The organism is Azospirillum sp., from assembly GCF_050789165.1.
On sequence record NZ_JBOZRT010000080.1, the window covers coordinates 1 to 22,569 of the forward strand.

Annotated in this window: 18 protein-coding genes; 10 read left to right on the top strand and 8 right to left on the bottom strand. The window is 71.1% G+C overall.

The window, feature by feature from the left end:
* The first annotated feature begins 247 nt into the window (after positions 1-247).
* The 9 genes from ACRWK7_RS17010 to ACRWK7_RS17050 all read left to right on the top strand — a co-directional run bounded on the left by ACRWK7_RS17010 (position 248) and on the right by ACRWK7_RS17050 (position 12,098).
* Entirely contained in the window at positions 248-1,036 is a 789-nt protein-coding gene (locus ACRWK7_RS17010; protein ID WP_431857455.1) for a ParB/RepB/Spo0J family partition protein, read from the top strand.
* A gap of 151 nt (positions 1,037-1,187) precedes the next feature.
* Complete coding sequence (gene dprA / locus ACRWK7_RS17015; RefSeq protein ID WP_431857456.1) at positions 1,188-2,309, top strand: DNA-processing protein DprA; 1,122 nt, start codon at positions 1,188-1,190, stop codon at positions 2,307-2,309.
* A 40-nt stretch (positions 2,310-2,349) separates the two neighbouring features.
* On the top strand, positions 2,350-5,130 hold the full coding sequence (gene topA / locus ACRWK7_RS17020; RefSeq protein ID WP_431857457.1) for a type I DNA topoisomerase: 2,781 nt from the start codon (positions 2,350-2,352) through the stop codon (positions 5,128-5,130).
* Positions 5,131-5,285: 155 nt separating this feature from the next.
* Entirely contained in the window at positions 5,286-6,089 is an 804-nt protein-coding gene (locus ACRWK7_RS17025; RefSeq protein WP_431857458.1) for an EcsC family protein, read from the top strand.
* A gap of 63 nt (positions 6,090-6,152) precedes the next feature.
* Entirely contained in the window at positions 6,153-6,392 is a 240-nt protein-coding gene (locus ACRWK7_RS17030; RefSeq protein ID WP_431857459.1) for a hypothetical protein, read from the top strand.
* A gap of 209 nt (positions 6,393-6,601) precedes the next feature.
* Positions 6,602-8,851 carry a ribonuclease R gene (rnr, locus tag ACRWK7_RS17035; protein WP_431857460.1) on the top strand — a complete coding sequence of 750 codons (2,250 nt, stop codon included), beginning with the start codon at positions 6,602-6,604 and terminating at the stop codon, positions 8,849-8,851.
* A gap of 194 nt (positions 8,852-9,045) precedes the next feature.
* A complete protein-coding gene (locus ACRWK7_RS17040) occupies positions 9,046-10,587 on the top strand; it encodes a S41 family peptidase (RefSeq protein ID WP_431857461.1) in 1,542 nt (513 codons plus the stop codon).
* A gap of 242 nt (positions 10,588-10,829) precedes the next feature.
* Complete coding sequence (gene rpmG / locus ACRWK7_RS17045) at positions 10,830-10,997, top strand: 50S ribosomal protein L33 (RefSeq protein WP_109118211.1); 168 nt, start codon at positions 10,830-10,832, stop codon at positions 10,995-10,997.
* 237 nt (positions 10,998-11,234) lie between these two features.
* Positions 11,235-12,098, top strand: coding sequence for a calcium-binding protein (locus ACRWK7_RS17050; protein WP_431857462.1), 864 nt, complete (start codon positions 11,235-11,237; stop codon positions 12,096-12,098).
* A 24-nt stretch (positions 12,099-12,122) separates the two neighbouring features.
* On the opposite strand, the gene ACRWK7_RS17055 is transcribed toward ACRWK7_RS17050, so the two are convergent.
* The 7 genes from ACRWK7_RS17055 to ACRWK7_RS17085 form a co-directional block, all read right to left on the bottom strand.
* The gene (locus ACRWK7_RS17055; RefSeq protein WP_431857463.1) at positions 12,123-12,647 is read right to left on the bottom strand and encodes an N-acetyltransferase family protein; all 525 of its coding nucleotides are present in this window, start codon (positions 12,645-12,647) and stop codon (positions 12,123-12,125) included.
* A gap of 62 nt (positions 12,648-12,709) precedes the next feature.
* Positions 12,710-14,941, bottom strand: coding sequence for an ATP-binding protein (locus ACRWK7_RS17060; protein WP_431857464.1), 2,232 nt, complete (start codon positions 14,939-14,941; stop codon positions 12,710-12,712).
* Between the two features lie 8 nt (positions 14,942-14,949).
* Complete coding sequence (locus ACRWK7_RS17065) at positions 14,950-15,891, bottom strand: ABC transporter substrate-binding protein (RefSeq protein ID WP_431857465.1); 942 nt, start codon at positions 15,889-15,891, stop codon at positions 14,950-14,952.
* Between the two features lie 222 nt (positions 15,892-16,113).
* Positions 16,114-16,356: a CBU_0592 family membrane protein gene (locus ACRWK7_RS17070; protein WP_431857466.1), complete on the bottom strand. Its 243-nt coding sequence runs from the start codon at positions 16,354-16,356 to the stop codon at positions 16,114-16,116.
* Positions 16,357-16,439: 83 nt separating this feature from the next.
* On the bottom strand, positions 16,440-18,134 hold the full coding sequence (locus ACRWK7_RS17075) for a sensor histidine kinase (RefSeq protein ID WP_431857467.1): 1,695 nt from the start codon (positions 18,132-18,134) through the stop codon (positions 16,440-16,442).
* A gap of 6 nt (positions 18,135-18,140) precedes the next feature.
* Positions 18,141-18,938, bottom strand: coding sequence for a substrate-binding periplasmic protein (locus tag ACRWK7_RS17080; RefSeq protein ID WP_431857468.1), 798 nt, complete (start codon positions 18,936-18,938; stop codon positions 18,141-18,143).
* A gap of 30 nt (positions 18,939-18,968) precedes the next feature.
* On the bottom strand, positions 18,969-19,493 hold the full coding sequence (locus tag ACRWK7_RS17085; RefSeq protein ID WP_431857469.1) for a MarR family transcriptional regulator: 525 nt from the start codon (positions 19,491-19,493) through the stop codon (positions 18,969-18,971).
* A gap of 177 nt (positions 19,494-19,670) precedes the next feature.
* Here ACRWK7_RS17085 and ACRWK7_RS17090 point away from each other — a divergent pair, with 177 nt between their 5' ends.
* Positions 19,671-20,450: a tetratricopeptide repeat protein gene (locus ACRWK7_RS17090; protein WP_431857470.1), complete on the top strand. Its 780-nt coding sequence runs from the start codon at positions 19,671-19,673 to the stop codon at positions 20,448-20,450.
* Positions 20,451-20,488: 38 nt separating this feature from the next.
* Here ACRWK7_RS17090 and ACRWK7_RS17095 read toward each other — a convergent pair whose 3' ends face one another.
* Complete coding sequence (locus tag ACRWK7_RS17095; protein WP_431857471.1) at positions 20,489-22,450, bottom strand: PAS-domain containing protein; 1,962 nt, start codon at positions 22,448-22,450, stop codon at positions 20,489-20,491.
* Positions 22,451-22,569 lie beyond the last annotated feature (119 nt).

Genomic DNA, 22,569 nt, shown 5'->3' on the forward strand with positions numbered 1-22,569 from the left:
CCTCCATCGCAACCTCCAGCACTGAGGAGGTTCCTAGGAATCACACACCGCACCGAAAGGGAATCCTACAAGCCCGATCTTCAAGCGATTGCCCTGAGCGTTGCGCCCGCCGGCGCGATCTTGACAATATTCCTATGATTTGCGAATCTGGGCTCCGCAACGGGCGGAGTGCGCCCGCGCACCCCCACACCACCCCTTCCCCGCCGCCGTGCGTCCTCCCCGGGCGGGCGCCAGGAGCCCGTGCGCCATGCCCCAGCCCGTTTCCCTGTCCGACGCCGTGATGCTTCCGGTCGCGGCCATCGCCCTACCCGACACCCTGGCCCGCCGCCGCATCGACCCGGAAGGCGTGGACGCCCTGGTCCGCTCCATCGGCGAGCATGGGTTGCTGCAGCCGGTGCTCGTCCGCCCGCTACCCGACGGCCGCTACGAGTTGCTGGCCGGCCTGCGGCGCCTGCGCGCGGTGCAGGCGATCCGCCAGAGCACCGTCCCGGCGCGCCTGCTTCCCACCGGCGCGCCGGCCGTGCTGTCGCTGGTCGAGAACCTGCAACGCGACCCCCTCGACGCGCTGGAGCTGGCCGAGGCGCTGAAGCGCCTGGAGGACGATGGCCGCAGCCGCGCCGCCATTGCCGCGCTGGTCGGCAAGAGCCGCACCTGGGTGGCCGACGCGCTGAGCCTGAACACGCTGCCGGATGCCATCAAGGCGGAGTACCCGGCGGTGCGCAAGGCGGTCACCCGTTCGCTGCTGGTGGAAATCGCGCGGGTCCGCGACCCGGAGGCGCAGTTGGTGCTGTGGGAGGAGGCGAAGGCCGGCGCGCTCACCGTCCGCGCGGTGCGGGCGAAGCGGCGCGAGATGCCGCCGCTGCGGGTGCGCGCGGTGGCGACGGCGCAACGGTGCGCGAAGCAATTGGGGAGGCTGGACGCGGCGGCGCTGGAGGACGCGGATCGGAAAGCGTTGATGGCGTTGCGGGAACGAATCGACGCGCTGCTGGAACCCTCTCCCGCCCCGGGAGAGGGTGGCGCCAAAGGCGCCAGGTGAGGGTGGCGCAAGGATCCTTGAACTTGCCCTCACCCTCCCGCCCTGCGGACGGGCCCCTCCCTCTCCCGGGGCGGGAGAGAGAATCGCCAAGATCACCAACATGCGATTGCGTGTTGTCGCCAACGCCTTCTGGATTGTACAATTGAGGCGCATGACACAACCGCGCCGCCCGCTCACCGACGCCGAACGGATCGACTGGCTCCGCCTCATCCGCACCGAGAACGTCGGGCCCGTCACCTTCCACCGGCTGCTGGAGCAGTACGGCTCGGCGAAGAAGGCGCTCGACGTGCTGCCGGACCTCGCGCGGCGCGGCGGCCGGGCCAAACCGCTGACGATCCCCGCCAAGGCCGAGGCCGAGCGCGAACTCGCCGCCAACGCCAAGCTCGGCGCCCGGCTGCTGTGCGCGTGCGAGCCCGACTACCCCGAACCGCTGGCCGCCATCGACGACGCGCCGCCGGTGATCTCCGTGCGCGGGCATGCCCATCTGCTGAAGCGGCGCGCGGTGGCCCTGGTCGGTGCCCGCAACGCCTCGCTGAACGGCAAGAAGTTCGCCGAGTCCATCGCCCGCCAGCTGGGCGAGGCCGGGCTGCTGGTCGCCTCCGGGCTGGCGCGCGGCATCGACACGGCGGCGCACAAAGGTTCCCTGGGCTCGGGCACCATCGCGGTGATGGCCGGCGGGGTGGACGTGGTGTACCCGGAGGAGAACCAGGGCCTCTACCGCGACATCGTGGCGCAGGGCGCGGTGGTTGCGGAAAGCTCGATCGGCACCCAGCCGCAGGCGCGCCATTTCCCGCGGCGCAACCGCATCATCTCCGGGCTGTCGCTCGGCGTGCTGGTGGTGGAGGCGGCGATGAAGTCCGGCTCGCTGATCACCGCCCGCATGGCGCTGGAGCAGGGACGCGAGGTGTTCGCCGTGCCGGGTTCGCCGGCCGACCCGCGCTGCCAGGGCACCAACAACCTGCTGCGCCAGGGCGCCACCCTGGTGGAGACGGTGGACGACGTGCTGCGCGTCTTCCAGCACCTCAAGGCCCCACTGCTGCGCGAACGGCAGCCGGACTTGTTCGCCCCGTCCGCACCGGCGATTCCCAAGGAGTCGGAGGTCGATAAGGCACGCGGCATTGTTATCGAAAACCTCTCCCCCTCCCCCGTCGCCATTGACGAACTGGTCCGCGGGTGCCAATTGTCCGCACCGGTGGTGCTGACCGTCGTGCTGGAACTCGAACTGGCCGGCCGCGTGCAGCGCCTGCCGGGCAACCAGATCGCGCTGATCTGACAGCCGGTTCCACACGAGGCAGCATCGGGGCGAGGGGCTCTTGACGGGCAGCAACGTCGTCATCGTCGAGTCGCCGGCCAAGGCGAAGACCATCAACAAGTACCTGGGCGACGACTTCACCGTCCTGGCCAGCTTCGGGCACGTGCGCGATCTTCCCGCGCGCGACGGCTCGGTGCGGCCGGACGAGGACTTCGCCATGGAGTGGGAGCTGGGCGACCGCTCCAAGCGCCACATCGACGAGATCGCCAAGGCGGTCAAGGGCGCTAAGCGCGTCTACCTCGCCACCGACCCGGATCGCGAGGGAGAGGCCATTGCCTGGCACCTGTCGGAGCTGCTGAAGGAAAAGCGCCTGTCCGACAAGGTCGAGGTGCAGCGCATCACCTTCAACGAGATCACCAAGAACGCCGTGCAGGCCGCCCTCAAGGCGCCGCGCGACGTGAGCCGCGAGCTGGTCGACGCCTATCTGGCGCGCCGCGCGCTGGACTATCTGGTGGGCTTCACGCTGTCGCCGGTGCTGTGGCGCAAGCTGCCGGGCTCCAAGTCCGCCGGCCGCGTGCAGTCGGTCGCGCTGCGGCTGGTCTGCGAGCGCGAGGCGGAGATCGAGGCCTTCCGCCCGCAGGAATACTGGAGCATCGACGTCGGCTTCACCACGCCGGCCGGCGCCGCCTTCAACGCGTCGCTGACGCACCTCGACGGCAAGAAGCTCGACAAGTTCGGCCTGCCCAACAAGGACGCGGCCGACAAGGCGGTCGTCAAGATCAAGGCGGCGGCCAGCTACACCGTCTCTTCGGTCGAGCGCCGGCAGGTCCGCCGCAACCCGTACGCGCCGTTCACCACCTCGACCCTGCAGCAGGAGGCCTCGCGCAAGCTGGGCTTCGGGGCGACGCGCACCATGCGCCTCGCGCAGAAGCTGTACGAGGGTGTGGACATCGGCGGCGAGACGGTCGGCCTCATCACCTACATGCGTACCGACGGCGTGACGCTGTCGCAGGAGGCCATCGAGGCTTCGCGCCGCCTGATCGGCGAGCATTGGGGCGAGAAGTACGTGCCGGCGAGTCCGCGCGTCTACAAGACCGCCGCCAAGAACGCCCAGGAGGCGCACGAGGCGATCCGCCCGACCGACCTGTTCCGCCGCCCCGAGGTGGTCTCCGCCTACCTGGAGAAGGACGAGCTGCGGCTTTACGAGCTGATCTGGAAGCGCACGCTGGCCTCGCAGATGGAAAGCGCGGTGCTGGATCAGGTCTCGGTGGACGTGGCGTCGACGACGAAGGACGTGGTTCTGCGCGCCTCCGGCTCGATCCTGGTGTTCGACGGCTTCATGCGCGTCTACCAGGAGGACAAGGACGATGGCGCGGACGACGATCAGGACCGCCGCCTGCCCGCCATGGCCGAGCGCGACCCGCTGACCCGCGGCCCCATCGAGCCCGCCCAGCACTTCACCCAGCCGCCGCCGCGCTACACCGAGGCGAGCCTGGTGAAGAAGCTGGAGGAGCTGGGCATCGGCCGCCCCTCCACCTACGCGTCCATCCTCCAGGTCCTCCAGGACCGCGAGTACGTGCGCCTGGACAAGCGCCGGTTCGAACCGTCCGACCGCGGCCGGCTGGTCACCGCGTTCCTGAAGAACTTCTTCAACCGGTACGTCGAGTACAACTTCACCGCCGATCTGGAGAACCAGCTGGACGAGGTGTCCGGCGGGCGGATCGACTGGAAGACGGTGCTGCGCGAGTTCTGGAAGGCGTTCTCGGGCGCCGTCGAGGGCACCAAGGACCTGACCATCACCCAGGTGCTGACCGCGCTTGACGAGGAACTGGGGCAGCACTTCTTCCCGGCCGGATCCGGCAACGGCGGGACGGACCCGCGGGTCTGCCCGCAGTGCGGCAAGGGGCGCCTGGGCCTGAAACTCGGCAAGAACGGCGCCTTCATCGGCTGCAACAACTACCCCGAGTGCCGCTACACCCGGCCGCTGGCCGTCGCCAACGACGACGGGCAGGAGGCGGAGGGCCCGCGCGACCTCGGCGACGATCCGGAGACCGGGATGCCGGTCACCGTCCGCCGCGGCCCCTACGGCGTCTATGTCCAGCTCGGGCCGCCGCGCGGCCATGAGGAGAAGCAGGCCGAGGAGAAGCGGCTGGCCGAGGAGGAAAAGGCCAAGACGGGCAAGAAGCCGAAGGCCAAGAAGGACGACACGCCGAAGCCGAAGCGCGTGTCGCTGCCGCGCGGCATGGCGCCGGCTGACATCGACCTGGAAACGGCGCTGGCCCTGCTGGCGCTGCCGCGCGTGGTGGGCAACCACCCGGAGACCGGGCAGGAGATCCAGGCGGGCATCGGCCGCTTCGGCCCGTACCTGAAGCACGGCACCATGTACAAGTCGCTCACCGCCGACGACGACGTGCTGACCGTCGGCATGAACCGCGCGGTCGACCTGCTGGGCGAGGCGGCGAAGAAGGCGAGCACGCCGGCGGTGGCGCTGGGCAACCACCCGAAGACCGGCAAGCCGGTGACCACCGGCTCCGGCCGCTTCGGCCCGTACGTCAAACACGCCTCGCTCTACGCCTCGATCCCCAAGGGGACCGACGCGGCGACGCTGACGCTGGCGCAGGGACTGGAGCTGCTGGCCGCCAAGGAGGCCAAGGACGCCGCCAAGAAGGGTAAGGCCCCCGCCGAGGCCGAGGCTCCGGCGGAGGAGAAGAAGGCGGCTCCCAAGGCGCCCGCGAAGGCGAAGGCGGGAACCAAGACCGCCGCCAAGGCGTCGACCACGAAGAAGGCCGCCGCCAACACCGACAAGCCGAAGGCGCCGGCCAAGAAGCAGGTGCAGGCGTAAGAGGGCAAACCTCGCCATGACGGCGGTGAACCACAGAGACACAGAGACACAGAGGATGGGACTCTCCGTGTTTCTCTGTGCCTCTGTGTCTCTGTGGTAAAGCCGTCCGTCGCGAGGATCCCCCACCGGTCCTGCACCCCAGCACTGGGGGCCCGATGACCATCGCCGTGGACGATCTGGAAGAGCTGCGCGTCGCCGTGCAGCGCCTGGAGAACCCGAGCCTCGCCGCCCGCCTCGCCTCGATGGTGGGAGCGCCGGTGGAGATGCTCGGCGGCGTGCTGCCGGAGAAGGCCAAGGCCGTCATCACCAAGGCCACCAGCACCGCGCTGGAGAAGGCGCTGAAGGTCGCGCTCGCCACCATGCGCGGCCAGACCGGCGGCCCGGCCGATAAGCTGCACAAGTCGGCGGTCGGACTGTCGGGCGCCATGGGCGGGCTGTTCGGCCTGCCGGCTCTGGCCATCGAGCTGCCGGTCTCCACCACCATCATGCTGCGCTCCATCGCCGACATCGCGCGCTGCGAGGGCGAGGACCTGCACAGCCCGGAGGCCGCGCTGGCCTGCCTGCAGGTCTTCGCGCTGGGCGGCCGGACGGAGAGCGACGACTCCATGGACGCCGGCTATTTCGCCGTGCGCGGCGCGCTGGCCCGCACCATGGCGCAGGCCGCCCAGGTGATCGCCGAGCGCGGCTTCGTCGCCGAGGGGGCGCCGGTGGTGGTGCGCTTCCTGGGCGGCATCGCCGCGCGCTTCGGCGTCACCGTCGGGCAGAAGTTCGCCATGCAGGCGGTGCCGATCATCGGCGCGGCCGGCGGGGCGCTGGTCAACCTCGCCTTCATCGACCATTTCCAGGACGTGGCCCGCGGCCACTTCACCGTGCGCCGGCTGGAGCGCAAGTACGGTGCCGAGACCGTCCAGGCCGCCTACGAGGCGTTGCGCGACGGCCAGCCGGTTCCTGTGAGCTGAGCCACAGAATCGGGCCGGCCGCTCGGGCACGCTCGCGGAATCCATCACCCCATGGAGGCCGCCATGCGCCTGCTTGCCAGTCTGATCGCCGCGTCGATCGCCACCATCGTCCTGTCCGCCCACAACCGCCGGGCCGAGCTGCTCGCCGACCTCACCGTGCCGCGCGACGAGGGAATCATCATCCGCGACGCCCAGGGCCGGCTGGTCGGCAGCCTCGAACGCGAGGGTGACCGCAGCATCGGCCGCGAGGCGCGCCGGATGGCGCGGGCGGCACGGTTCATGCGGGTGTTCAAGGACCGGTAGCGTGGTTCTCCGGCAACCTCGATCGTCCTCTGTACCGTCATGCCCGGGCTTGTCCCGGGCATCCACGCTCTTGAACGTCCACACAGGTTTGGGTCCGTGGATGGCCGGGACAAGCCCGGCCATGACGGCATGGGATGCCGGTGGCGGGTTGGAATCCGCGCGGGTTGGCTTTACTTACCGCTGATCTCTCCCCACCGCCGGACCGCCCGTTGCCCCCCTTCCCCACCAAGGACACCGTCCTCGCCTTCATCCGCCAGAGCAGCGTGCCGGTCGGCAAGCGGGAGATCGCCCGCGCCTTCAAGCTGGGCGGCAGCGCCGACCGCGAGCGGCTCAAGGACCTGCTGAAGGAGTTGGAAGCCGACGGCGCCGTCGAGCGCGGGCGCGGCCGGCGCATGGCGCCGCCGCAGAGCCTGCCGGAGGTAGCGGTCTTGGAGGTCACCGGCGCCGATCCCGACGGCGAGGTGCTGGCCCGCCCCCTCACCTGGAACGGCGAGGACGCCCCGCCGCGCATCTTCATGATGCCGGAGAAGAAGGGCCACCCGGCGCTCGCCCAGGGCGACCGCGTGCTGGCCAAGCTCTCCCGCCTGAACGACCGCCTGTACGAGGCGCGCACCATCCGCCGGCTGGAGGGCACCACCGGACGGATCCTCGGCGTCTACCGCCTGGGCCCCGACGGCGGCCGTGTCGTCCCCACCGACCGCCGCAACAAGGCCGAGCTGCTGGTTCTGCCCGCCAACGCCGCCGGCGCGGCGGAAGGCGACCTGGTGCTGGTGGACGTGCTGCCGGCCACCCGCCTCGGCCTCGCGCAGGGCCGGGTGGTGGAGGTGATCGGCCCGACCGCCGAGCCGCGGTCCGTCAGCCTGATCGCCATCCACACGCACGGCCTGCCCACACTCTTCCCGCACGCCGCCGAGCGCGAGGCGGAGCGCGCCAAGGTTCCGCCGTTGGGCGACCGCGAGGATCTGCGCGCCGTTCCCCTGGTCACCATCGACGGCGCCGACGCCCGCGACTTCGACGACGCGGTGTTCGCCGAGCCGGACAACGATCCGGCCAACCCGGGCGGCTGGCACCTGATCGTCGCCATCGCCGACGTCGCCTACTACGTCCGCCCCGGTACCGCGCTGGACCGCGCGGCGTTCGAGCGCGGCAATTCCTGCTACTTCCCCGACCGCGTCGTGCCGATGCTGCCGGAGGCGCTGTCCAACGACCTGTGCTCCCTCAGGCCCCACGAGGACCGCGGCTGCCTCGCCGCCCACCTGTGGATCGGGGCGGATGGTGGCCTGCGCCGGCACCGCTTCGCGCGCGGCCTGATGCGCTCCGCCGCCCGCCTGACCTACGAGCAGGTGCAGGCCGCCCGCGACGGCCGGCCGGACGACACGACCGAGCCCCTGCTGGCCGGCGCCATCGCCCCCCTGTACGCCGCGTACGCCTGCCTGTGGGCCGCCCGCGAAAAGCGCGGCACGCTCGACCTCGACCTGCCGGAGCGGCGCGTACGGCTGGACGAATTCGGCCGGGTCGCGGAGATCTCTCCGCGCGAGCGCCTGGACAGCCATCGGCTGATCGAGGAGTTCATGATCTGCGCCAACGTCGCCGCGGCGGAGAGCCTGGAGGCGGCCGGCATGCCCGTCATGTACCGCGTCCACGACCAGCCCGCCCCCGACAAGCTGGAAGCGCTGCGCGAGTTCCTGGAGGGCATCGGCTACAGCCTCGCCAAGGGGCAGGTCCTCACCCCAGGACACTTCACCCGCATCCTGAAGAAGGCCCAGGGAACGCCGGAGGCGCAGCTGGTCAGCGAGGTGGTGCTGCGCTCACAGGCGCAGGCGGTGTATGCGCCGGACAACCTGGGCCATTTCGGACTGGCTCTGCGCCGCTACGCCCATTTCACCTCGCCGATCCGCCGCTACGCCGACCTCGTGGTGCACCGGGCGCTGATCCGCGCACACCGGCTGGGCGTCGGCGTGCTGGACGACGCGGCGATGGCGGCTATGGCCGACATCGCCGAGCACATCTCCGTTACCGAGCGCCGCGCCGCCGCGGCCGAGCGCGACGCCATCGACCGCTACACCGCGTCCTTCCTGTCGGCGCACGTCGGGGCGACGTTCAGCGGGAGGATCACCGGCGTCACCCGCTTCGGCCTGTTTGTCCGCCTGGACGAGAGCGGCGCCGACGGGTTGGTGCCGGCCAGCACGCTGCCCGACGACACGTACGAGCACCGGGAACACGAGCACGCCCTGGTCGGCGAACGCTGGGGTCGGGTGTACCGCCTGGGCGCGCCGGTGAAGGTGGCGGTGAAGGAGACCGACCCGCTGACCGGCAGCACGCTGTTCGCCCTGCTCGACCGCGAGGGCGCCGACTTGCTGTGGCGCTCCGGCAACACACCCTCCGAAGGACGCAAATCCGCCCTTCGCAAGGCTCATTCGAAACAGCGTGGCGGGCGCGCCACATCACGTGGGAATTAGGGCACGAGGCACTGCCGACTCAAAAATTGCGCAACACGACGCCCTCGCGGAAGTGCTATTCCATACCTCCATCGAAGTGTGTCGGACCGGTGCGGGCGCGTCGCCCGCCGTACGTGCGGTCCGGCGTACGGGCGGAGGCGCGTTCGGCCGTCATGGGTATCGGGCATCGCGGATCAGCATCGCTGCGGCGGCACTTGGCCGTCCCCCTCGCCGCCCTGGCCTTCGCGGTCGGCTGCACCGGCGACGCGCCGAAGCAGGCCATCGCCGCCCCGGCCGCCGCCGAGGCGCCCGCCCTGATCAGTGAACAAGTCTTTTCCGTGGGTTACAGCCGCATCGCCGAGGCCTACCTGCAACCGGTCGACCTGCGCCAGCTTGGCACCGACGGGCTGAAGGCGCTCGCGACGATCGATCCGGGCATCAGCGTCGTTCGCGACAAGGACAGCGTACGCCTGTACGTCTCCGGCGCTTCCGCTTTCGAGGCGCCGGCGCCGAAGCCCGGCGACGCCGCCGGCTGGGCCAACCTGACCGTCCGCGCGGTGGAACGCGCCCGCCTGCACTCGGTCGCGCTGCGCGCCGCGCCGGCGGAGCGGATCTACCAGACGGTCTTCGACGCGGTGGTCGGCGGCTTGGACGGCTTCTCCCGCTACACCGGTGCGCAGCGCGCCACCGGCGAGCGCGCGCAGCGCGAGGGCTATGGCGGGGTCGGGCTGGCGCTGAGGTCCTCGGGCGACCGCCTGCTGGTCAGCGAATCGCATGGGCCGTCCGAGCGCGCCGGCATCCGTCCCGGCGACGTGCTGCTGGCGGTGGACGGCGCCGCGGCCGGTGCCGACGAGTCAGCCGTGGCGGAGCGCCTGCGCGGCCCGACCGGCACGCTGGTGCTGCTCACCGTCGGGCGGGACGGGCAAAGCCCGCGGCGCCTGCCGGTCCGCCGCGAGCGGGTGATCCCCAACACGGTGGCCAGCACCGTCACCGCCCACGCCGCCCTCATCAAGGTGGAGCGCTTCAACGCCGGCACCGTCGCCAACCTGCGCGAGGCGGTGCTGAACGCCCGTGCCGCTCTGGGGCCGGCGGCGCACGGCATCGTGCTCGACCTGCGCGGCAACCCCGGCGGGCTGCTCGACCAGGCCGTGGCGGTGGCCGACCTGTTCATCCGCCGCGGCCGCATCATCACCACCGAGGGCCGCCACCCCGACAGCCGCCAGCGCTTCGAGGCGGCGCCCGACGACGTCGCCGACGGCCTGCCGCTGGTGGTGCTGGTGGACGCCCGCACGGCCAGCTCGGCCGAGGTGGTCGCCGCGGCACTGCAGGACAGCGGGCGGGCGGTGGTCGTCGGCTCCGCCTCCTACGGCAAGGGCAGCGTTCAGACGGTCACCCGCCTGCCCAACGACGGCGAGCTGTTCCTGACCTGGAGCCGCATCTACACCCCGGCCGGCTATTCCCTGCACCGCCAGGGCGTCCAGCCCATGGTGTGCACCAGCGTGGACGGCCGCGCCGCCGACTCGCTGGTGGAGGAATTGCGCAGCGGCGGCGCCCGGCCGCACGCGGTGCAGCTGGCCGGCTGGCGCGCCCAGGCCTCCAACGACGAGACGGCGCTGACCCGCCTGCGCGAAGCCTGCCCCTGGAAGGAGCACGGCGCCGAGCTGGACGTCGATGTCGCCAAGCGCCTGCTGGCCGAACCGCAGCTCTACCAGCGCGCTGTGGCGCTGGCCACCTCGTCGGCGGTGGCGGAGCGCTGAGGCCTCCCGCCCGCTTCCATCATCCTTCCTTTTGATCGTCATGCCCGGGCTTGACCCGGGCATCCACGGCCATGCGCCAACCGTCCGCAGCGGCATGGATGGGAGGGTCTGGGCCCGGCCATGACGGATGGGGAAAAAGCGTTGGCATGCTTGACATCCCGGCGGATCTGCGTATCTTCGCGCTCTCAGTCGCCGTCCTGCCGGGCCGGCGGGTCACGGGATTTTTGTCAGGATTTGCGATCATGGCCAAGCAGAACACGGTCCTCATCAAGCTGGTGAGCACGGCCGACACCGGCTTCTTCTACGTCAAGAAGAAGAACCCGAAGAAGACCACCGAGAAGCTGTCGTTCAACAAGTACGACCCGGTGGCCCGCAAGCACGTCCAGTTCAAGGAAAGCAAGATCAAGTAAGGCTTTCCGCGACCCTTCGCCGGTCGCCGAACGGAACAAAGGCCGCGCACCCGCGCGGCCTTTTGTGTTTTTTGCATTTCGTGTTGTGATTTCCGTGAGACACAGCCAGTTATGGTGGAGTAAGCCCTCCGCCCAGGCTCTACAACCTTTTAACGCTGCCATCTTATCGACCTCCCGTTGCTAGTCTACGTGAACGCCGCCACCAACGCGGCATCACAGCACACTGGAGAGTCGGTCATGGCCATCCTGCGCGGCAACCACGGGAACAACACGATCTGGGCGCCGGCCGGCAACAACACGATCTACGGCTACGACGGCAACGACGTTCTGGGCGGAAACAACAATTCCGACGTGATCTACGGCGGCAACGGCAACGACACCCTGTATCCCGGCGACGACTCCGCGCCGGACACGCTGTATGGGGGCTGGGGCAACGACGTGTACTACGCCAACGGGCCGGAGGACACGATCATCGAGCTGGCCGGCCAGGGCAACGACACGGTGATCGCCAAGTACTCCTGGACGCTGGGCGCCAACATCGAGAACGTGACGCTGCAGGAGAAGGGGGCGTCGGCCAACGGCTCCATCACCGGCAACGGACTCAACAACGTCCTGACCGGCAACAGCGGCAACAACGTCATCAACGGTGGGGCCGGCAACGACACGCTGGCCGGCGGGGCGGGCAACGACCACCTGGACGGCGGCACCGGCAACGACCGGCTGCTGGGCGGCGCCGGCGACGATCTGCTGCTGTACTACAGCGGCAACGACACCATGGTGGGGGGCGGCGGCCGCGACATCTTCATGGTCAACGGCGTCACCACGCCCGGCTGCACCGTCACGGTGGACGACTTCCAGCTCGGCGAGGACCGGCTGTACCGCACCGACTACCTGAGCATCACCAGCGTCACCGCGGTGAACGGCGGGCGCGACACGCGCTTCGTCTACGAGGACTTCCTGCACACGCCCGACGGCGCGCCGCCGGTGTCGGTGGTGCTGACCGGCGTGACCACGGCCGAGATCCAGGAGTATCTGGCGCCGATCAACGGCGGCACCAGCTACGCCCCGCTGTTCATCGACCGGCGCGACGTGCCCTGGTGAGGCGTCGCCCCGGCGAGGGGGGCCTCACGGCAGCGTGCGGTCCCCCTCGCCCAGCGGCCGCTGCATCAGCACGCTGTCCACCCAGCGGCCGTGCTTGAAGCCGACCGCCGGCAGCAACCCGGCGTGCGCGAATCCCAAGGCGGCGTGCAGGCCGATGGAACCGGCGTTGCCGCTGTCGCCGATCACCGCCACCAGCTGCCGGGCGCCCCAGCGCTCGCACTCCGCCACCAGCCGGGTCAGCAGCGCCCGGCCGACGCCCAGGCCGCGGCAGCCATCGTCCACGTACACCGAGTCCTCCAGCGTGTAGCGGTAGGCGGAGCGCGCCCGGTACAGGCTGGCGTAGGCGTAGCCGACGAGCCGCCCGTCGATGTCCGCGGCGAGGTATGGCAGGCCCTGAGCCAGGATTGCCTCGCGGCGCCTCGCCAGCTCGGCGGCGTCGGGCGGCACCTCCTCGAACGAGGCGAGGCCGTGCAGGACATGGTGCGCGTAGATGGCCTGTATGGCGTCGATGTCCTCGGCGCACGAGGGGCGGACGACGACGGCGGGCATTCGGGTCTCCCTGCTGATCCGGCACCATTGTGGCGGGGAACGACGCGCCGGGCAACCGGCGCTCAGGGCACGCCGGGGAGCACGATCCAGAAGGTTGAGCCGACGCCCTCGGTGCTGGAGACGCCGACCTCGCCGCCCATCGCCTCGATCATCCGCTTGGTGATCGCCAACCCGATGCCGGTGCCTTCGATGGCGCTGCGCTCGGCGTTCAGGCGGTTGAATGGCTCGAACAGCTCACCCAGACGGTCCTCCGGGATGCCGCGGCCGGTGTCGCTGACCAGCAGGCGCGGCCGCGCCGGATCGGAAACGTCCACGGCCACCGTCGCCCGGCCGCCGGGGCGGTTGTACTTCACCGCGTTGGACAGCAGGTTGACCAGCGCCTGGCAGATCCGCCGGCGGTCGCCCCTCACCACCGGGGCGCCGGCGCCGGCCTCGTCGACCAGGTCCACGGCGGCGGAGTCGGCGGTCGGCCCGACGATGCCCATCGCCTCCTCGATCACATCGGCGAGCGCCACCGGCTCGACCGCCAGCTCGATCCGCCCGGCCTCGATCTTGGCGAGGTCGAGCACATCCTCGATCAGCGCCAGCAGGTGCCGGCCGGCACGCAGGATGAACTGCACGTACTCCGCCTGCTTGGGCGAGCCGGCACGGCCCGCGTCCATCTCCAGCAGCTGCGCGAAGCCGAGGATGGCGTTGAGCGGCGTGCGCAGTTCGTGGCTCATGCTGCTCAGGAACTCGGTCTTGGCGCGGTTCGCCTGCTCGGCGTCGTCGCGGGCGGCGATCAGCTGGCGCTCGATCGCCTTGCGGGCGCTGATGTCGCGCAGCGCGCCGATGAACAGCCGGCCCACGTCGGTCTCCAGCTCGGCCACCGCGATCTCCAGCGGGAAGGCGGTGCCGTCCGGGCGCCGCCCGACCACCTCGCGCGAGCGGCCGATCACCTGCGAGTGGCCGTCGTGGGCATAGCGCTCCAGCGCGTTGCGGTGCGCTGCGGCGTCCTCCGGCCCCATCAGGATGGCCAGCTCGCTGCCGATCGCCTGCGCCGCCGTCATGCCGAAGATCCGCTCGGCCGCCGGGTTGAAGGCGCAGATGACGCCGCGCTCATCGGTGACGACGATGCCTTCCAGCACCGTGTCCATGATGGCGCGCAGCCGGCTCTCGCTGGCCGCGAGTTCGGCGGTGCGGCGGGCGACGCGGACCTCGAGGTCCTCGTTGAGGCTGCGTTGCTCGTCGATCAGGGCGCGCAGGCGGGCGGTCATCTCGTTGAAGGCGCGGGCGAGGTCGCCGATCTCGTCGTTGCGCCGGGCCTCTGCGGTGCGGGTCAGGTCGCCGGCGGTGACGGCCTGCACCGTCTCGACCAGCGCGCGCAACGGCCGGGTGATGCCACGCCGCGCCCGGCGCATCAGCAGCGCGGCCACCGCCACACCCCCCAGCAGCAGCACCAGGAGAACGCCGAGCAGCCGCAGCGTCGGCTCCAGCGCTTCCGCCGCCGGCACCTCGACCACCGTGGTGAGCGGCTCGCCGCCCAGCGTGCGCACCGCCGACGCGCGCGCCACCAGACCGCCGTCCAGGCCGCGCGTCAGGCCGTCGGGCAGCGGCAGCACGACACGCCGGCCGCCCAGCACCACCGACGGGTTGCGGTGCGCGATCACCCGGCCGGCGGAATCGACGATGTAGGCGTCCAGCCCCTGCGCCGCCCAGGCGTGCCCCACCACATGCCAGATCGGCTTCAGGCGCAGGCGGCCGACCAGCGCCCCCTCGATTCCCCGACGGTCCGGGCTGGGAGCCGGCAACACGACGAGCATGGTCGGCTCGCCAGTCTCCGCGTCGAACTCGGCCGGACCGTAGGCGGTGACGCCGGTCCGCAGCGCCCGCGCGACCGGCTCCAGCCCATACAGGTCGCGGCGGTCGGCGGGAGCGACCACGACGTCATACTCGGCCCGCGCGGTCTCCACGCCCAGGCCGTCCACCAGAGACACCGCGGCGAAGCGGTGCTCCTCGGCGATCAGCGCGTCCAGGCGCAGCAGCAGCGGAAGGCCGCGCAACCGGTACGCCTGCACCTCGCCCAGCGCGGCGCGCAGGGCGCTTTCGGCCTCGCCGAACAGCGCGGCGACGTCCTGGGTGACGCGGCGCGCCGCCTCGTCCTGGCGCAGCAGCGAGGCGTCGAGGCGCGTGTAGACGCTGTAGGGCAGCAGGAACAGCGCGAGCAGCAACAGCGGCCCGAGCGCCAGCCCGAAGAAGGCGGCGATCAGCCGGGTGCGGATGCTGCGCCGCGGCCCGGCGGCCAGGGCCCGCACCGCCCCGCTCACGGCGCCACCACGTAGGCTTGGCGCAGCAGCAGCGGCGACACGTCCAGGCCGATGCGGTGCGCCGCCTCCAAATTGACGGACAGCGAGAACTCCGCCAGTTCCACCGGGATCTCGGCCGGCGGCACGCCGGACAGCACCAGCAGCGCCTGCCGGGCCGCCTGCCGGCCGACGCCGTGCAGGTTGAAGCCGTAGGACATCAGCGCCCCCTGCTCCACCCCCTCGCGGTGCGGCATGGACAGCGCGACGCCGTGCTCCATGGCGAAGGCGGCAAGTTCGCGGGAATGCGAGGCGATGCCCGGGTCGGCCGGCACCAGGATGGCCCGCGTCCCCGCCGGCAACCGCGCCAGCGCCGCCCGCAGGGCCTCCCAGCCGTCCACCACCTCCTCCGCCAGCGACACGCCGAGGGTCTTCGCGGCCTCCCGCAGCACCGGCAGGCTGGCGAGCGGACTGGGATCATCGCGCGTGTAGGGGATGTAGACGGACTCGAGGTCCGGAACCAGCCGCAGCAGCCATTCCAGGCGCCGCGCCTCCTGCCGGCCGAAGGTTACGCCGGTGGCGTTGCCGCCGGGGTAACGCAGCGATTGCGCCAGCCCGGTCTGCAGCGGGTTGCTGGCCGGCGCGAAGACCACCGGCACGCCACGCTCCCGCCCGGCCTCCAGCGCCGCCTGCGCCGCCCGGGTGGTCAGCGTCAGGATCAGGTCGGCGCCGCCCGCCACCAGCCGGCGCGCCTCGGCGGCCAGCGCGGCATCCCCGGGAACGACGCCGCCGTACAGGAAGGACACCGGCGGCCCGCCCATTTCGGCGAGGCCGGCGCGGAAGCCCTCGTAGGCGGGCAGCGCCACCGCCGCGTTGGTCAGCACGCCGACCACCCGCGGCCGGCCCGCCGCCTCCGGCTCGCCACCGCGCACAAGCAGAGCGAGCGCCGCCAGGGCAAACACGACCGCACACGCCGGAAGCCAGCGTGTCAAAGAGCGCATCCAGTCCAAACCGTCAGAAACCCTCGATGCGCGGGCTAACAGCCCGGATAATACGGAATACCAATAATATGTGTCAAAACCAAGCTGGGCAATCGGTTATGCGCGGGGCGCGCGGGATACCGTGGCCTTCCCGGGCCACAAGCGACGCGATCCGTCCACGCGGGCCACCGAAGCGTTCATACGTCACCGCGGCGATCGCCCAGTGCGTGAGCGCATGTAGCCGACGGCGGTGAAGACCAACCAAGCGGACTGCGTGATGAACGATGGAAGATTGAAATCGAATATCAGCGAATAGAGAATAGCCAGGGCGCCCGCGCCATTCAGCGCCGCATAGCGACCATCCTCGACCTTCAGTTTCCCGAGCTGCAACAGGCCATAGGCCGACAAATAGGCCACGACCCCGACCAGCCCGACGACATCAGCCACGCCCATAAGGATCGCCCACCAGCGTTCTTGTTGGAATCCAGCATCGCACGCTCCGCCCTCGCTAAGGGCTCCGGCGTGCGGAGCTACCGCACGCCTTCCGGCTCCGGGTGCAGAGGCGCCGGCGCGACGCGGGGCAGGCGCAGGGTGAAGGTGGTGCCGCGACCCAGGCCGCTGTCCACGGCGATGCTGCCGCCCAGCGTCAGCGTCACCCGGTTGAAGGCGACGTGCAGGCCCAGGCCGCTGCCGCCGGCGCTGCGCCGCGTGGTGACGAACGGGTCGAAGATCCGCGGCAGCAGGTCCGGCGCGATGCCGCAGCCGTCGTCGGAGATCGTCAGCTCCACCGTGTCCAGCTCGTCCCGGCGGGCGGCGAGGACGATACGGCCGCGGCTGCCGTCGGGGAACGCGTGCAGCAGCGCGTTCAGCAGCAGGTTGGTCAGCACCTGCGCCAGCGCGCCGGGGTAGCTGTCGAGGTCGAGGTCCGGCGGGATGTCGATCTCGACGGCGATCGGCGTGCGGCTGAGCCGGGGACCGAGAGTCGCCAGCACGTCGCGCACATAGTCGTCCAGCAGGAAGGTGCGGCGCTCCTCGCTGGCCTCGTCCACGGCGACTCGCTTGAAGCTCTGCACCAGCTGCGCGGCGCGGCGGCCGTTGGACAGCACGATGCTGCCCGCCTCGGTCACGGCGTTGAGGAAGGCGTCGAGGTCGGCGCGGCGCAGGCTGCCCTCGCGGGCGCGCAGCTCCATGCGGCGGGCCTCGTCGATCAGGTGCGAGGAGGCGGTGACCACGATGCCGACCGGCGTGTTGATCTCGTGCGCCACGCCGGCCACCAGGGTGGCGAGCGAGGCCATCTTTTCCGCCTGCACCAGATGGGCCTGGGTCTCGCCCAGCTCGGCCAGCGCGCGTTCGGCGGCGCGGCGGGCGGCGTCGGCCTCCTCGGTGCGGCGGCGCACCTCCGCCTCCAGCCCGGCCTCCAGCCAGTTGCGCGCCTCGGTCTCGGCGCGCAGGCGGCGCACCAGGTCGGCGAAGGCCTGCGCCAGCTCGGTCAGCTCGTCCTTGCGGTCGGACGGTGGGACGACCGGCGGGCCGTGGCCGGTGCGCGGGTCCATCTGCTCCACCGCCTCGGTCAGGCGGGCCAGCGGCTGCACCAGCAGGCGGCGGGCGACGAAGACGAAGATCAGCCACAGCGCCACCGTCTTCACCACGGCACCGCCCAGCATGAAGGCGATGGGCACCCAGACGCGGTCGAACACCGCGTGGGAGTTGCTGTAGATGGTGACGTAGCCGACCAGCGCCGTCCCCATGGCGTGGGTGTGCTGGACGGCGTGCTCCTGCCCGAACAGGCCGGTGAACGCGCGCGGGTCCGGCGGCGGCGCCGGCTGGCCGTCGCGGCCGTACCAGAGCGGCGTGCCGTTGCCGTCCTGCACCGCGCCGGACACCGCGAAGGTGCGGGACCGCCGGTGGTCCACCACCTTGACGCCGGCGATGCCGGGAATGCGCGTCATGCCGGCGACGATGGACTGGAGCTCCTCGGTGTCGAGCGCCCACAGCGCGCTGCCCAGACCGTTCTCGAAGCCGCCGGCGTAGACGGTCAGCTCGCGCTCCATCTCGTGGAGGGTGCCCAAATACTCCTCGGCGATCTGGGCGCCGGCGATCAGCGCCGCCACCAGCACGTACAGGCCGAAGGTGACGCGGATCAGCCGGATGGCGATGGGCGAGCGCAACGCGGGCGCGATGCGCCTGGGCGTGTGCGGTTCGGGGCTGGCGAGGGGGGCGTCCATGCGGCGTCAGTCCGCATAGCGGCGGACGATCGCCGCGAACGCGTCGGAGGCGTTGACCTCCGCGATGGCGTCCCAGATCCGCTCCGCCACGTCGCGGTGCTCGCTGTAGAAGGCCCGCGAGAACACCAGGTAATAGGGCTTGGAGACCAGCGGCGGCATCACCTTGACCAGCCGGCCGTACTTGTCCGGGTGGGCGGCGATCAGCGCGTCGGTCATCGCCTCCAGCCCGGCGTAGGCGGCGATGCGTCCGCCGACGAGCTTGTCGAGGTTGTGTTCCTGCGTCTTGGCCTCATCCACCGGGATGCCGAGGCGGGCGAGTTCGTCCACCACGGAATAGCTGGAGATGGCGCCGACCGGCCCGTCGGTCCCGGTCAGCCGGGCGCCGTCCCACGCCACCGGGCTCCCGGAACGCTTGTAGAGGACGTAGCGCTGCTCCATGAGCGCGCGGGCCGGGTCCGGCCGCCCCGCCTTCATGGGAAAGGCCATGACGCCCATACGGTCGGGCAGATGGCTAGCCTGGAACAGGCCGTCGGCCTCGCCGGTCTCGACCAGGAAGAGCCCGCGCTTCCACGGCACGCGCTCGAAGGTGAAGGCGACGCCGGCGCGCACGGCGACGAGGCGCAGCAGCTCCGGCGTCAGGCCCGGCTTCTCCCAGTCGATGGCGGTGCCCTCGCCCATGACGCGCGGCGGGTTGGCGTCGGTGGCGAAGACCAGCCGCACCCGCGGCGCCGGGTCGGCCAACGCCGGAAGCGCCAGCAGGACGAGCAGACACGTCAGGCCCAGCCACCAGACTCTGCGAACCATGCGGGGCCCCACGGGAAGTGTGGTCTTGGTCTAGAGAAGTTCGCTCTCGTCGGAACGGATGACGTCGGTCCACTTGCGCTCCAGGCGGCGCAGGGTCTTGTAGGTGACCTCGAAGTCCTGCATGTCGCCGTCGGCGCGGATCAACGCGTCGGCGTGCAGCGTCGACATGCGGCGCAGCTGCTCGCACAGCTCGGTCCCGCGCGCCGACAGCTTGAGCCGGGCGGCCCGCTTGTCGCGCGGCGAGGCGGCGCGGTCGACATAGCCCTGGTCGACCAGCTGCTTCAGGTTGTACGAGGCGTTGGAGCCGAGGTAGTAGCCGCGCTCGATCAGGTCGCGCACGCTGATCTCGCCGGACGAGATGTTCAGCAGCATCATGACCTGCACCGGACTGATGTCGTCGATTCCGATGCGGCCCAGTTCGATGCGCAGCACGTCGAGGTACCGGCGGTGCATCCGTTCGATGATCCGCGCGATCTCATGGTACATCTGGCTCGGCGAGACCCTGTCCTTGCGGGCGGCATCGTCGGGTTGGGTTTGAACGAGCGTCGTTGTCATGGGACGGGGTTACAGTCCGTGAGGCCACCGGAAGGGACCAAACACGTTAGGGACGGAAGTGTTTAAGATATCTTAACCGTGACCGACGAAGCTGCGCCGACGAACACCTTGGGAATTTCTGGAACCGTGGGCTCGACCACACGCTCTGCACACGTTTTGGTGGCGACACTGGCGCTGATGCTTGCCGGTTGCCAGACGACGAAGGACACGACCGGGACCGGGGCCGCCAACAGCGCCAGCTACGAGGCGCTGATGCGGCTTGCCGACACCACGCGCGGCCAGGGCGACCTCTACACCGCCGCCACGCTCTACCGCCGCGCCCACGCCGCTGACGGCGCGCGGATCGAGCCGCTGCTGGGCCTGGGCGACGTGCTGATCGACCAGGGCACCCCGCGCGAGGCGCTGGACGTCTGGCGGCAGGCGCTGACGCAGGACTCCGGCAACGCCGCGGCGCTGCGCGGCTACGGCCGAGCGCTGCTGGCACTCGACCAGCCGGAGGAGGCGGCGCGCCAGTACGCCGCCGTGCTGGCCTCCGACCCCAAGGATCGCCGTGCGCTCAACGGCCTGGGCGTGGCCAAGGACATGGCGGGCGACCACAAGGGCGCGCAGGAGCAGTTCCGCACCGCCCTGGCGCTGGCGCCGGACGACCGGACGACGCTGAACAACCTGGGCTTCTCGCACCTGCTGGCCGGCAACGCGGCGGAGGCGATCCGAATCCTGGAACCGCTGGCGCGCGTGCCGACCGCCAGCGCGCTGCAGCGCCAGAACCTCGCGCTGGCGTACGGTCTGGCCGGCCGCGACGAGGACGCCGCCCGCATGGGCCGCCTGGACCTGGGCGAGCCGGAGGTGCAGCGGAACCTGCTGTACTACCGGCAGGCGCGCGACGGTGCGGTCGAGACGCCCGCCGCCGCGCCACGGCCGCCGGTGCTGGTGGCGCCAGGACCTGCGAAGAAGTGAAGCGAAACCCCTCTCGCGCAAGGGGAGAGGGGTGACAGCTACCCCACCACCTTCGGGAACGTGATCGTGAACACCGCGCCGCGTCCCGGCGCGCTGTCCAGACCGATGCGGCCCTTCAGGGTCCGTGTGGCGATGTTGTAGACGATGTTGAGTCCCAGCCCGCTGCCGCCGTTGCCGCGGCTGGTGGTGAAGAACGGCTCGAAGACGCGGGCGTGCAGGTCGTCCGGGATGCCGCGGCCGTCGTCACCGTAAACCAGCTCCACCCGCTCCGCGTCCAGGCTGCGCGCGGCGATCCGGAGGTGGCCGCGCTCGCCGGGGCCGTAGGCGTGGGCCAGCGAGTTCATCACCAGATTGGTCAGCAGTTGGCTCAACGCCCCCGGATAGCTGTCGAGTTCCAGATCCTCCGGGCACGTCACCTCGACGTGGTGCGCGGCGCGCTTCAGGCGGACGCCGAGGCTGCGCAGCACCTCGTGGATGTAGTCGCGCAGGTTGAAGGCGCGGCGCTCCTCGCTGGCCTGGTCGACGGCCATCTGCTTGAAGCTCTGGATCAGCTGCGCGGCGCGGTCGACGTTCAGCATCATCAGCTGGCTGGCCTCCGCCGCCGTGTCCAGGTACTCGGCGAGGTCGGCCTTGCGCAGCCGGCCGGCCTCCAGCGCAGCGCGGACCTCGGCGGTGCGCTCGGCCAGCAGCGAGGCGCCGGTCAGCGCGATGCCGACGGGGGTGTTGATCTCGTGCGCCACACCCGCCACCAGCGAGCCGAGCGCCGCCATCTTCTCCGACTGGATCAGGTGGGCCTGCGCCTGCTTCAGCTCGTCCAACGCGCGCTCGGCCTGCTCCTTGGCGGCGCGCACCGCCTCCTCGGCGCGGATACGCTCGGTGATGTCGGTGTGCGATCCGACGAGGCGCAGCGGCGTGCCGTCGGTGTCGGTCACCTTCACCGCGCGGGTGTAGAAGACGACGACGTGCCCGTCCTTGTGGCGGAAGCGCTGCACCAGCTGGCACTCGTCGATGACGCCGGCGATGAAGTCCTGCGCCAGGCGCAGCGACGGCTCGCGGTCCTCGGGCAGGATCAGCTCGGCCCAGCGTTCCAGCGTGTTGACCGCCTCGTCCTCGCGGTAGCCGAGCAGCGCCCACCATTGCGGCGAGAACCACAGCTCCCCGGTGGCGAGGTCCCAGCGCGAGATGCCGTCGCGCGCCGCGCGGATCGCCAGCTCGAACAGCTCGCGGCTGTCGGCCAGCTCGCGCTCGGTCCGCTTGCGGCCGGAGATGTCGCTGACGCAGGCGAGCAGCGCGTCCTCGCCGTGGAAGCGGAAGCCGCGGACCGACAGCAGCACCCACGCCTCGCGCCGCCCGGCGGCGTACATGCGCGTCTCGAACGCCTGCAGGCAGCCGCCGCTGTCGCGCAGCGCCTGCAGAATGCGCCGACGCTCCGACGGGTCGATGTAGAAGCCGGCCGCGTCCAGGCCGTCCTCCGACTCCCGGCGCGAGACGCCGAAGAACTCCAGCGCCGGCCCGTTGGCCAGCATCACCGAGCCGTCGGTCGCCCGCGTCACCACCAGCGGCACCGCCATCGCCTCCAGCACGGCGCGCTGCGCCTCCTCGGCGCGGGCGTCGTCGGTGACGTCGACGTAGCGCCGCAGGAACCCGCCGCCCGGCAGCGGCAGGTGCTGCATGTCGAAGACGGAGGTTCCCCACAGGGTGAATCGGGTGCGGAACGCCTCGTTGCGCCGCGCCGCCGCCACCCGTTCGGCGACGAAGGACTCGGCGTCCACCGGGCCGAAGTCGCCGCGCTCCGCCATGGCGCGCACGACGTCCTCGAAGCGCGCGCCGGCGCGGATCATGCCCGGCAGGCGCGACAGGTCGTTGTAATGGCGGTTCCACAGCACCAGCCGCAGGTCGGCGTCGAAACCGGAGATCGCGTCCACCATGGTGTCGAACGCGGTCTCCAGCAGCGCCTGACGGTTCTGCACCGTGAAACCGGCCGTTCCGGTGCCCGTCATTGCAGCGGCCTCTCCTCGTCGCCCCCGCCGGACCAGCCCGGCGGGGGCCAGGATATCCGAGGCGACCATCCGGACAGAAGCCGAATTCCCGCAGCGCACACGGCGCACGCCCACCCCGA